General features: G+C 69.4%; 12 protein-coding genes. 8 read left to right on the top strand and 4 right to left on the bottom strand.

All coding sequences use genetic code 11. The features are described 5' to 3' along the window. Nucleotides 1-112 precede the first annotated feature (112 nt). Entirely contained in the window at nt 113-973 is an 861-nt protein-coding gene (locus tag L942_RS25445; protein ID WP_037365072.1) for an HpcH/HpaI aldolase/citrate lyase family protein, read from the bottom strand. Then, nucleotides 970-2,040 (bottom strand): HpcH/HpaI aldolase/citrate lyase family protein, encoded by a 1,071-nt coding sequence (locus tag L942_RS25440; RefSeq protein WP_037365070.1) that lies wholly within the window; start codon nt 2,038-2,040, stop codon nt 970-972. The genes L942_RS25445 and L942_RS25440 overlap by 4 nt, the downstream gene beginning before the upstream one ends. A gap of 421 nt (nt 2,041-2,461) precedes the next feature. On the opposite strand from L942_RS25440, the gene L942_RS25435 reads away from it, so the two are divergent. Genes L942_RS25435 through L942_RS25425 form a run of 3 tightly spaced genes read left to right on the top strand, consistent with a single transcriptional unit; the run spans nt 2,462 to nt 4,759 of the window. Next, a complete protein-coding gene (locus tag L942_RS25435) occupies nt 2,462-3,124 on the top strand; it encodes a hypothetical protein (protein ID WP_037365069.1) in 663 nt (220 codons plus the stop codon). A gap of 40 nt (nt 3,125-3,164) precedes the next feature. Then, nucleotides 3,165-3,815 (top strand): SDR family oxidoreductase, encoded by a 651-nt coding sequence (locus L942_RS25430; protein WP_037365068.1) that lies wholly within the window; start codon nt 3,165-3,167, stop codon nt 3,813-3,815. Then, complete coding sequence (locus L942_RS25425; RefSeq protein ID WP_037365066.1) at nt 3,815-4,759, top strand: ribose-phosphate diphosphokinase; 945 nt, start codon at nt 3,815-3,817, stop codon at nt 4,757-4,759. The genes L942_RS25430 and L942_RS25425 overlap by 1 nt, the downstream gene beginning before the upstream one ends. On the opposite strand, the gene L942_RS25420 is transcribed toward L942_RS25425, so the two are convergent. Then, the gene (locus L942_RS25420; protein ID WP_037365064.1) at nt 4,760-6,061 is read right to left on the bottom strand and encodes a D-arabinono-1,4-lactone oxidase; all 1,302 of its coding nucleotides are present in this window, start codon (nt 6,059-6,061) and stop codon (nt 4,760-4,762) included. A 99-nt stretch (nt 6,062-6,160) separates the two neighbouring features. On the opposite strand from L942_RS25420, the gene L942_RS25415 reads away from it, so the two are divergent. Further along, entirely contained in the window at nt 6,161-7,348 is a 1,188-nt protein-coding gene (locus L942_RS25415) for an amino acid deaminase/aldolase (protein WP_037365062.1), read from the top strand. 63 nt (nt 7,349-7,411) lie between these two features. Here the strand turns inward: L942_RS25415 and L942_RS25410 are convergent, their stop codons facing one another. Further along, nucleotides 7,412-8,071, bottom strand: coding sequence for a TetR/AcrR family transcriptional regulator (locus L942_RS25410; protein WP_037365061.1), 660 nt, complete (start codon nt 8,069-8,071; stop codon nt 7,412-7,414). 114 nt (nt 8,072-8,185) lie between these two features. Here L942_RS25410 and L942_RS25405 point away from each other — a divergent pair, with 114 nt between their 5' ends. From L942_RS25405 to L942_RS25390, 4 genes are read left to right on the top strand one after another with little or no spacing between them, the layout of a single operon-like run. After that, complete coding sequence (locus tag L942_RS25405; protein WP_037365098.1) at nt 8,186-9,508, top strand: GH1 family beta-glucosidase; 1,323 nt, start codon at nt 8,186-8,188, stop codon at nt 9,506-9,508. After that, nucleotides 9,501-10,760, top strand: a complete 1,260-nt coding sequence (locus L942_RS25400; protein ID WP_037365060.1) for an MFS transporter — start codon at nt 9,501-9,503, stop codon at nt 10,758-10,760. Before L942_RS25405 ends, L942_RS25400 begins: the two co-directional genes overlap by 8 nt. A gap of 41 nt (nt 10,761-10,801) precedes the next feature. Further along, nucleotides 10,802-11,266 carry a MerR family transcriptional regulator gene (locus L942_RS25395; protein WP_037365059.1) on the top strand — a complete coding sequence of 155 codons (465 nt, stop codon included), beginning with the start codon at nt 10,802-10,804 and terminating at the stop codon, nt 11,264-11,266. Continuing rightward, nucleotides 11,263-11,679, top strand: coding sequence for a carboxymuconolactone decarboxylase family protein (locus tag L942_RS25390; protein ID WP_037365058.1), 417 nt, complete (start codon nt 11,263-11,265; stop codon nt 11,677-11,679). Before L942_RS25395 ends, L942_RS25390 begins: the two co-directional genes overlap by 4 nt. The last annotated feature ends 6 nt before the right edge of the window (nt 11,680-11,685 follow it).

Below are 11,685 nucleotides of genomic sequence, written 5' to 3'. Positions count from 1 at the left end.
GTCATGCCGGGCCTGGCGACCACGAACTCCTTGATCAGGAGCTACGAAAAAGGTAACGGGGGGGTAGTTGCTTGAGCGGCTCGCCTCGCCCTGAGCGGAACCGCCGCCCGCGTCACTGCGCCCCGATCGCCTCCGCCAACGCCAGCACTCGCCGGGCGTTTTCGACATGCAGGTTCTCGATCATCCGCCCGTCCACGGTCACCACCCCGCGTCCCTCGGCCGAAGCTTCCTCGAACGCCGCGATGATCCGCCGCGACCGGTCGATTTCCTCCTCCGAGGGCGCGAAGATCCGGTTGCACGGCTCCACCTGCGAGGGGTGGATCAACGTCTTCCCGTCGAACCCGTACTGCCGTCCCTGCAAGCATTCCGCCTCGAAGCCGGCCGCGTCCTTGACGTCGTTGTAGACCCCGTCCAGGATCACCTTCCCGGTCGCGCGCGCGGCCAGCAGGCACAGCGAAAGCCCGCCCAGCAGTGGGCCCCGGCCCGGCACGAACTCCGCGTGCAATTCCTTCGCCAGGTCGTTCGTGCCCATCACCAGCACGGTCAACCGCTCCGAAGCCGCCGCGATCTCCTCGGCGTGCAGCATCGCGATCGGCGTCTCGACCATCGCCCAGATCTTCGTGTGCTCCGGTGCGCCGCCGAGTTCCAGGGCGCGCTCGATGTTGTGCACCTCAGCCGCCGAGTTCACCTTCGGCACCACCACCGCGGCGGGACCGGCGGCGGCAGCGGCGCGCAGGTCGGCGTCGTGCCATTCGGTGTCCAGGCCGTTGACCCGGATCGTCACTTCCTTCGCGCCATACGAAGAAACCGCAGCGCAGACCCGCTCTCGCGCGGCTTCCTTCGCGTCCGGAGCGACGGCGTCTTCCAGGTCCAGGATCAGCGCGTCCGCCGGAAGCGTCTTCGCCTTCTCCAGCGCGCGTTCGTTCGCGCCGGGCATGTACAGCACCGACCGCCGCGGGCGGAGTTCGGTCATGACTGGATCTCCTTCGTCGCGGCGTCGTACGCGGCGGCCAGTTCGGGGTCGGTCGCCGCCAGTTCGTCAGCCAGTTCCACGACCACCCGGCACTGCTTGACCGAGGCGTCGTCCTGCATTTTCCCGTCGATCATCACCGCGCCGGTGCCGTCGCCCATCTCGGCGATCACGCGGCGGGCCCAGGCGACATCTTCGGGGGCGGGCGAGAAAACCTTCTTCGCGATGTCGATCTGCACCGGGTGCAGGCTCCACGCGCCGACGCAGCCGAGCAGGAACGCGTTGCGGAACTGGTCCTCGCACGCCACCACGTCGCGGATGTCCCCGAACGGGCCGTAGTACGGCAGGATTCCGTTCATCGCACACGCGTCGACCATCCGCGCGACCGTGTAGTGCCACAGGTCCTGCTGATACGTCGTCCGGCCTTCGGTGAGGTCCTCGCCGACCGGGTCGGTGCGCACCAGGTAACCCGGGTGGCCGCCGCCGACGCGGGTCGTCTTCATCCGGCGGCTCGCGGCCAGGTCGGCCGGGCCCAGCGAGATGCCCTGCATGCGCGGCGACGCGCCAGCGATCTCCTCGACGTTCGCCACGCCGCTCGCCGTTTCCAGGATCGCGTGCACCAGCAGCGGTTTCGTCAGCCCGGCCCGCGCCTCCAGCTGGGCCAGCAACCGGTCGACGTAGTGAATGTCCTGCGCGCCTTCGACCTTCGGGACCATGATCACGTCGAGCTTGTCGCCGATCTCGGTGACCAGCGTGATCAGGTCGTCGAGCACCCACGGCGAGTCGAGGCTGTTCACGCGCGTCCACAGCTGCGTGCGGCCGAAATCCGTCGCCTTCGCGATCGACACCAGTCCGGCGCGCGCGGCTTCCTTGCGGTCCGCGCGGACCGCGTCCTCGAGGTTGCCGAGCAGCACGTCGGTCTTCTTCGCCAGGTCAGGGACCTTCGCGGCCATCTTCTCGTTGCCCGGGTCGAAAAAGTGGATCATGCGCGACGGCCGCACCGGGATCTGCCTCGGCGGCTGCGGCGCTCCGACGGCGAGCGGGGCGAAGAAGTCCTTCGGCGAGCGCATCCTGGTCCTCCCGGCGGGTACTTGACCGACGGGTAACCCTAAACCGGAGACGCGAACCCTCGCTGCGGCGAAGCTCACCCGCCATCCGGGTGACGGCCGTGACCAGCGGAAGTCCACAGTGGAACCGGCTTGATTAGGCCGATCGGAGTAAGCGGCTGCGCTGCTTGCCCTGCCCCGCGCGAGGCGGCGCGACACCCGGGGAACGCGCTCCGTGCCCACCACTCAACCCCGTCTCACTCGGTTGGCCGCACGGTCGGACTGAAGTCGAACGACCGCCTACCGACCGGTCACCGACCGCTGAGCGCCGCCGATCGCACGCGGGCGGGCAACCCGGAGACCTCGCGACTTTGCCCTGGTACTCAGTTCATGTACCGGTTTTCCCGCCGGTACTCGGGAACAGGTGCTTGAAGGAGGCGGACTCGTGGCGGCTACCCCACAGAACACCGAGCGCTCGACGGTCGCCGGCGGTGCGAAGCGCAGCCGGGCGACAGCGAGCCGGGTGCTGCCGCCGATCGAGCTCCCCGCGAGCGTCGACGAGCTGGCGCGCAAGGCCGCGGCCCTGCTGGGCTGGAACGGCGTCGTGCTGCCCGCGACGACTCTGCTCGGCCGCAAGGTCAGCATCGTCGCGAAGCTCAAGACCGACGTGCACGCGGAGCGGATCGCGATGGGTGTCGGTCCCGTCGCCGATCGCGCCCTCGTCGACACCTGGACCTGGCCAGAGCTGGCCGCGACCGCACCCGCGCCGGCCGCCGAGATCATCGGCGTCCTCGCGGTCGCCCGGCACTGGCGGACCGCGATGGCCTCCGCGGTGCCCTTTTCGCGCTACGGCGAGGCCGCGATGGTTCTTCCATCGCCTGCCGTGCTGACTGATGACTACGTGACGAACTGCCTGCCGCGCGCCCGCGCCTACGGCCTCGCGGTCGTCACCGCCGACCCGTACGCCACCGCGGACCTCGACCTCGACACCCACCACGACCGGGTGCTGCTGCAGGAGGACCCGGTGTCGCGCTGGGTCAACGAGATGGCCTACGACCTGCTGCTGCGCCAGGACGCCGACGTTCCAGTCCCCGCCGAGGCGGACTGAAGCACCGGCGTCGGGCCGCGCGCGGCGATAGAGTCGGGTTATGCGAGTCGTCATTGCCGGCGGACACGGCCAGATCGCCCTGCACCTGGAAAAGCTGCTGGCGCAGCGGCACGACGCGCCGGTCGGCATCGTGCGCAACCCCAGCCACGAGGCCGACCTGACCGCGGTCGGTGCCGAGACTGTCGTGCTCGACCTCGAAAAGTCCGATGTGGACGCGGTCGCCAAGGTGCTCGAGGGCGCGGACGCCGCGGTGTTCTCCGCCGGGGCCGGTCCGGGCAGCGGCGAGGCACGCAAGGACACTGTCGACCGCGCCGCGGCCGTGCTCTTCGCCGACGCCGCGCAGCGGGCGGGCGTCCGCCGGTTCATCCAGGTCGGCTCGATGGGCGCGGACAACCCGGACGCTCCCGGCCTCGACCCGGTTTTCACCGCCTACCTGCGGGCCAAGCGCGCGGCCGAGGACGACCTCAAGGGCCGCGACCTCGACTGGACGATCCTGCGTCCCGGCCGTCTGACCAACGATTCCGGCACCGGCCGGGTGAAAATCGCCGAGAAGACCGGACGCGCGGAGGTCCCGCGCGAGGACGTCGCCGCGGTGCTGCTGGCACTGCTCGACTCCCCGGCGACCGCCCGGCGGACGCTGGAGCTGATCTCCGGCGACGATTCCATCGCCGACGCGCTGTCTCGGATCTGATGCGCGACATCGCGGTCTTCAGCGGCAGCGCGCACCCCGAGCTCGCCGAGGAAATCTGCGCCAACCTGGGCGTTCCGCTGCTTCCGGTGCAGATCGACCGGTTCGCCAACGACTGTCTCCAAGTCCAGCTCCAGGCCAACTGCCGCGAGCGGGACGTCTTCCTGATCCAGCCGCTGGTCAAACCGGTGCAGGAAAACCTCGTCGAACTGCTGCTGATGCTCGACGCGGCCCGCGGCGCCTCGGCCGCGCGCACCACCGCCGTGATGCCGCACTATTCCTACGCGCGCTCGGACAAAAAGGACGCGCCGCGGATCTCCATCGGCGGCCGGCTGGTCGCCGATCTGATGGTCACCGCGGGCGCGAACCGCGTGCTCACCATGACCCTGCACTCGCCGCAGGTGCACGGGTTCTTCAGCGTGCCGGTCGACCATCTGCACGCGCTGCACGAGCTGGCGCGGTACTTCCGGCAGTACGACCTTTCGGAAACCACGGTCGTGTCGCCGGATCTGGGCAACGCGAAGGAAGCCGCGCATTTCGCCCGGCTGCTGGGCACGAAGGTCGCGGCGGGCGCGAAACAGCGGTTCGCCGACGACCGCGTCGAGATCACGTCGGTGATCGGCGAGATCGCCGGACGCGACATCATCGTGCTGGACGACGAGATCGCCCGAGGCAGCACAGTGCTGGAGCTGCTCGACCGGCTGCGGGAGATGGGTGCGCGGTCGATCCGGGTGGCCTGCACGCACGGGCTGTTCGCCGACGGCGCGCTCAAGCGGATCGGCGGCCAGGAGGACGTGCTGGAGATCGTCTGCACGAACACCGTGCCGGTGCCGGTCGAGGAACGCACGGAGAAACTGCGGATCCTGTCCATCGCTCCGGCGCTGGCCGAGGCGATGCGGCGAATCCACAATGGAGAGTCGGTCAGCTCGCTGTTCGAACCGAACTGATCACGCGGTGCCGAGGACCCGGTCGAGATAGGTGTTCGCGAAGGTCCCGGCCGGGTCGCACTCCTTGCGGATCCGCACGAAATCGTCGAAGTGCGGGTACCGGGTGCGCAGCACGGACGCGTCGAGGTCGTGCATCTTGCCCCAGTGCGGCCGCCCGCCGACCTGTCCCGCGATGGCCTCGAACGCGGCGAAGTACTCGCGATAAGGCATGCCGAGGAACTGGTGGATCGCGATATACGCGGAATCGCGGCCGTAGGCGGTGGACAGCCAGATGTCGTCCGCCGCGGCCACGCGCACCTCGACCGGGAACGCCACCGGGTCTTTCAGCCGCGGCACCACTGTCCGCAGTTCGGCCAGCACGTCGAGGACCGACTCGCGCGGGACCGCGTACTCCGATTCCACGAACCGCACGCCGCGATGGGTCACGAAAACCCGGTGCGAGAGGTCGCTGTACTCGCGCGGCGACGAAACCTGCGACGCGAACGCGCCGAGCGGCCGCACCAGTTTCGGCACCGCGCGGCCGAGCCGGCACAAACCGCCGAACGCGACGTTCTCGGTGAGTTCGTAGTCCACGAACTGGCGCAGGCGGGACAGCGGTTTCCGCTCGGCGTCCAGCGGCAGGCGGTTGTTGCGCTTCACCAACGCCTTGCTGCCGTAGGGGAACCAGTAGAACTCGAAGTGGTCGTTCTTCGCCGCGTTGTCGTCGAACCCGTCGAGGACCTGCTCCAGCGGCTCCGGGCGTTCTTGCGCGGAGAGCACAAAGGACGGTTCGCATTGCAGCGTCACGGTGCTGATCACGCCCAGTGCGCCGAGGCCGACGCGAGCGGCGTGGAACAGTTCCGGACGTTCGTCCGCCGAGCAGCGGACCACTGAACCGTCCGCGAGCACGAGCTCCAGTGCGACGACCTGGGTCGCGATTCCGCCGAAGCGCGCGCCGGTGCCGTGCGTGCCGGTGGAAATCGCGCCGGCGATGGTCTGTGCGTCGATGTCGCCGAGGTTCGTCATGGCGAGCCCGAGCGCGTCGAGGGCGGCGTTGAGAGCACGCAGAGTGGTGCCGGAACGGACGGTGACCTGCTGCGTTTCGAGGTCGGCGCGTTCGATGCCGGTCCACGCGGCGAGGTCGAGCGCGTCGGAATCGGCGGCGGCGATCGCGGTGAACGAATGCCCGCTGCCCCACGCGCGGACGCGGTGCCCTGCTTCGGAGATCCCGTGCACGACCTCGGCGATCTCGGCCGCGCTGCGCGGCCGGTGCACCCGTTGCGGGGTGGCCTTGGCCGTTCCGGCCCAGTTGCTCCACGTCATTGCGGCACCTGTTCTTCGCTGGAAGGTTCCCACGATAGATGCCGAAACCGTAAGTGAATAGTATTCGCGTTTCAAGCGTTGTTGTCGTACCGTGAGGGCGTGACCATTTCAGCGCACGGGTACGACCTCGCGACGAAGGACCTCGATCCGCCGCTCGCGATCGTCGACCTGGACGCCTTCGACGCGAACGCCGACGACCTGCTGCGCCGCGCCGCGGGCAAGCCGATCCGAGTGGTCAGCAAGTCCGTGCGCTGCCGTGCGCTGCTGGAGCGAGTGCTCGCGCGAGACGGCTTCGAAGGCCTGATGTGCTACTCGCTCGCCGAGGCCGTTTGGCACGCTGAGCTGGGCACTTCCGCCGACATCGTGGTCGCGTACCCGACCGCCGACCACGACGCGCTGCGCCGGCTGGCGGCGAGCGAACGCGCCCGCGCGGCGATCACGATCATGGTCGATTCGACCGAGCACCTCGACCTTGTCGACGCCGCGCTCGGGCACGACCACCCGGATATCCGCGTGTGCCTAGAACTCGACGCGTCCTGGCGTCCGCTGCCCGGCGTGCACGTCGGCACCCGGCGTTCGCCGGTGTTCAAGCCAGCGCAAGCAGCCGCGCTCGCCCGGCGGATCGTGACGCGGCCGGGGTTCCGGCTGGTCGGGATGATGGCGTACGAAGGCCAGATCGCCGGGCTCGGCGACGCCGCCGGCACCGGCTTGCGAAACCGGGTGACCGGCTGGATGCAACGCCGTTCCGCGGCTGAACTCACCCGTCGCCGAGGCGCCGCGGTGCGGGCCGTGCGCGAGGTCGCTGACCTGGAGTTCGTCAACGGCGGCGGCACCGGAAGCATCGAGACCACCGGCGCGGAAGACGTGGTCACCGAGATCGCCGCCGGTTCCGGGCTGCTCGCGCCGACGCTGTTCGACGGCTATTCGCACTTCCAGCCCCGCCCGGCCGCGTTGTTCGCGCTGCCGGTGGTGCGCCGTCCGGCGAAGAACGTCGCGACGCTGTACTCCGGCGGATACATCGCCTCCGGCCCGACCGGTCCGTCTCGCGAACCGTCGCCGTACCTGCCGGAAGGCTTGCGCCTGCTGGGTTTCGAAGGCGCCGGCGAAGTGCAGACCCCGGTGACCGGCGAGGCCGCGCGCACGCTGCGGCTCGGCGACCGGGTCTGGCTGCGGCACGCGAAGGCCGGCGAACTGGCCGAACGGTTCCTGGCCTACCACCTCGTCCGCGGCAGCCAGATCGAGCGAACAGTGCCCACTTATCGCGGCGAAGGCCACAACTTCGGCTGAAGTCCGGGAGGGGGAACCCGGAAGGAATCAGATTCCCTCCGGGTTCTCCTCCCGCACCTCGGCTCAGTCGCCGAATTTGCTGGCCAGGTACCCCTTCACCACGTCCTTGGCCTCGGCGACGATCCGCTCGTCCCCGTTCGGGTCGCGGCGGAAGGCGAGTTTCAGCAGCGCGTCCGCCACCTCGTTGGCGATCGCGATGGCGAACCGGAGTTCGTCGGCGGGCCGGTCGACGTGCCCGCGCAGGATTTCGACCAGGGAATCCGCGATGACCGAGTTGTTGTCGCGGTCGTCGGCCAGCAGCCGGACGTCGATGACGTCTCCGAAGTGGACCTTCGAGAACCCCGGCACCTCGCGGTGCATCCGCAGGTAGATGTCGAGCACCGAGTCGACGATGTTCCACCAGTGCTCGGGGCTCAGCTCCTGCAGCCGCTCGTTCACCGCGGCGACGAACCGTTCCAGGTTCCGCTGCGTCAGCGCCTGCACGACCGCGCGTTTGTCCGGGAAGAACTGGTACAGCGAGCCGACCGCGACGCCCGCGCGTTTGGCGATGAGCGTGGTGGTGAGCGCGTCGTAGCCCAGCTCGTCGATGAGCACGGCGCTCGCGTCCAGCATCTGTTCCACCCGCCGGGCGCTGCGTTGCTGAACCGGCTTTCGCCGCAGCGGAGTGGGTTCAGCCTGGGTCTCGGCCACGTCGTTCCTCGGAGTCTCTCGCGATTCACTCATCTGATCTGGGACTTTAGCGCCCCGGAGGGCTTCCCCCGAGACGAGTGACGACCTAACATATGAGAACTTTTCACGTTCACCCGGAAGGGTGTCCGGAGGCAAGGGGTGCTCGACGTGGACCATCCGACCTTCCCGCCCGACTTCCTGTGGGGTGTCTCGACCTCGGCGTTCCAGATCGAGGGGGCGACGGCCGAAGGCGGCCGCGGACCGTCCATCTGGGACACGTTCACCGCCGCGCAAGGCAAGATCGCCCGGGGCGAGGACGCCAAGGTAGCGGCTGACCACTATCACCGCTACTCCGAGGACATCGCCCTGATGGCGGAACTCGGCGTCGGCGCGTACCGGATGTCCGTCGCGTGGCCGCGGATCCAGCCGGACGGCGCCGGCAAGCCCAACGCGGAGGGACTTGCCTTCTACGACAAGCTGATCGACGAGGTCTGTGCCGCCGGAATCGCCCCGGCGATCACGCTGTACCACTGGGACACGCCGCAGGCCATCGAGGACGCGGGCGGCTGGCGCTCCCGCGACACCGCCTTCCGCTTCGCCGAATACGCCACGATCGTGGGGGAGCATTTCGCCGATCGGGCGAAACTCTGGATTCCGCTCAACGAGCCGATGGTCATGTCGATCTACGGTTACGGCATCGGCGAGTACGCGCCCGGCGAGTTCCTCCTGCTCGACGCGCTCCCCACGGCGCATCACCAGAACCTCGCGCACGGCCTGGCCGTACAGGCGCTGCGCGCGGCGGGCGCGACCGGCATCGGCACCGCGAACAACCACTCGCCGATCTGGCCGGAGCACGACACCCCCGCCGACCGCGAAGCCGCCGACTGGCTCGACGCGTTGATCAACCGCACCTTCGCCGACCCGGTGCTGCTCGGCAGCTACCCCGAACAGGTGCACCCGCATCTGCCGGAGAACTTCGCCGACGACCTGGCCACGATCGCGCAGCCGCTCGATTTCTACGGCGTCAACTACTACGAACCCCAAGGCGTGACGGCTCCCGGCGAGGGCAACCCGCTGCCGTTCGAACTGCGCCCGATCGAGGGTTATCCGATGACCACCAACGATTCGCCGATCGTCCCGCAGGCGTTGCGCGAGCTGCTGGTGTCCTTCCACGAGCGCTACCGCGAGCACCTGCCGCCGATCCAGATCACCGAGAACGGCTGCAGTTTCGCCGACGAACCGGCCGCCGACGGCACCGTGCCCGACCCCGAGCGCATCGACTTCCTCGACAGCCACCTGCGTGCGCTGCGCGAAGCGATGGATGCCGGCGTCGACGTGCGCGGATACTTCGTCTGGTCGCTGCTGGACAACTTCGAATGGTCCAAGGGTTACGCGCCGCGCTTCGGGCTGGTGCACGTGGACTACGAGACGCAACGCCGCACGCCCAAGGATTCCTTCGCCTGGTACCGGAAGCTGGTCCGCCATGAGTGACACCGCCGCTGCTGTCCCGGAAGTCTTCGCCGAACCGGTCAAGCGCGTCCGCGCCGGGTGGATGACGCTGCTGTTCCTCGCGAACATCGCGCTCTGGCTGGGCGTTTACGCGCCGATTCAGGTGCTGCTGCCGCAGCAGGCCGAACTGCTCGACGCCGCGCACAAGGAAACCGTCTTCGGCATCGTGACCGGGATCGGCGCGGCCGTCGCGCTCGTCGCGAACCCGGCGATCGGGCTGCTCTCGGACCGCACCTGCTCGCGGTTCGGCCGGCGGCATCCGTGGACGATCGCGGGCGGCGCGATCGGCGCGGCCGGGCTGCTGGTGCTGGCCGAGGCCCCGAACGTCGTCGTGATGACGATCGGCTGGTGCCTCGTGCAGGCCGGGCTCAACGGCATGCTCGCGACGCTGATGTCCGGCATCGCCGACCGGGTTCCGGTCGGGCAGCGCGCGCAGGTCGGCGGTCTCGTCGGCATCGCGCAGATGCTCGGCACCGTGCTCGGCGCGGTGGTGGTCGTGGTGATGCTCGACCTCGCCGGGCTGCCGCTCGGCTACGCGGTCTGCGCCGCGATCGTGCTCGCCGGGGCGGCGGCGTTCGTGCTGCGCACCCCGGACGCCCGGCTGCCGGTGGAGTTCCGGCCGAGCGGCCGGATCCGCGAAATCCTCGCCGACCTGTGGGTCTCGCCGCGCCGGCACCCGGACTTCGCGTGGGCCTGGGGCTGCCACTTCATGATCAACCTCGGGAACGCGTTCGGCACGCTCTACCTGCTGTTCTTCCTCAAGGACGCGGTGCATTACCCGGATCCGGACAGCGGGCTGCTGATCATGATGGGGCTGTACGGCCTGGCGCTGGTGGTCGGCGCGGTGCTGGCCGGGCATTTCTCGGACAAGTCCGGCAAGCGCAAGCCGTACGTCCTCGGGTCGGCGGCGATCATGGCGCTGGCCGCGATGCTGCTGGTGATCTGGCAGAGCTGGCCGGTGGCGCTGGCGGCCTCGCCGCTGCTGGGAATCGGGTTCGGGACGTACATGGCGGTCGCGCTGGCGATGCTGACGCAGGTGCTGCCCGCGGCGCAGAACCGGGCCAAGGACCTCGGCGTGGTCAACATCGCGAACTCGCTGCCGCAGGTGGTCGCGCCGCTGCTCACGACGTTGATCCTGCAGTGGCTGGGCGGGTATCCGGGGCTGTTCGCGGCGTCCGCGGCGGCCACGGTGATCGCCGGGATTCTGGTGACCCGGGTGCGTTCGGTGGGTTAGCGCTTGCGTTTGAGCGCGCTCACAGGCCTAGCGTCTGGGGCATGGAGAAGGAAGACGCGCTGATCGAAGCGCTGCGGCTGGCGGTCGACCCGCCGGGCACGGTGTCGGTCGAAGCGCTGCGGGAACTGGCCCGGGACGACGACGCGGACGAGTGGGACATCGCCACCACCGCGCGGCACCTCGGGCTCAACCCGCACACGCTGCGGTATTACGAGCGGATCGGACTGGTCCAGGTCGGCCGGGACAGCGCCGGGCACCGGGTTTACGACGCCGCGGCGGTCCGCCGGCTGGTGTTCCTGGCGCGGATGCGCGTGTCCGGCATGTCCATCAGCGACCTGCGCCGCTACCTCGAGCTGGTCGATTCCGGCGAGGACACCGTGCCCGAACGACGCGAAATGCTCCTCGAGCACCGCGACACGCTGCGCGCGCAGATCGCCCAGCTGCAGCTTTCCCTCGCCGCCACCGAATACAAGATCGCTACTTACCAGGAAGGCCCCCTCCCGTGACCCAGCACGACATCGACAGCCCGGAAAACCTCGCCCGCCGCAAGCACGGGCTCGAGGTGCTGTCCCGCATCGACGGCCACCAAGGCGAAGCCGTTATCGACTCCCTCGCCGACATCAACCCCGCGTTCGGGCACCACGTGGCCGCGTTCGCCTTCGGCGACATGTACGACCGGCCCGGGCTCGACCCGCGCAGCCGCCAACTGGTCACCCTCGGCGTACTGACCGCGCTGGGCGGCTGCGAACCGCAGCTCAAGGTGCACCTCGGCGCGGCGCTGAACGTCGGGCTCAGCCGCGAAGAAATCACCGAGGCACTCCTGCACTCGGCGGTCTACGCGGGATTCCCGCGCGCGCTGAACGCCACCTTCGTCGCGCGCGAGGTGTTCGCCGCCCGCGACGCGGAGGAAACCGCCTGACGTCCG

It is taken from the genome of Amycolatopsis orientalis DSM 43388 (assembly GCF_000411975.1).
In the GTDB taxonomy this organism is placed as follows: Bacteria; Actinomycetota; Actinomycetes; order Mycobacteriales; family Pseudonocardiaceae; genus Amycolatopsis; species Amycolatopsis orientalis_D.
The sequence above is the reverse complement of the archived record's forward strand: the minus strand, read 5'-3'. Positions and strand labels throughout refer to the sequence as shown.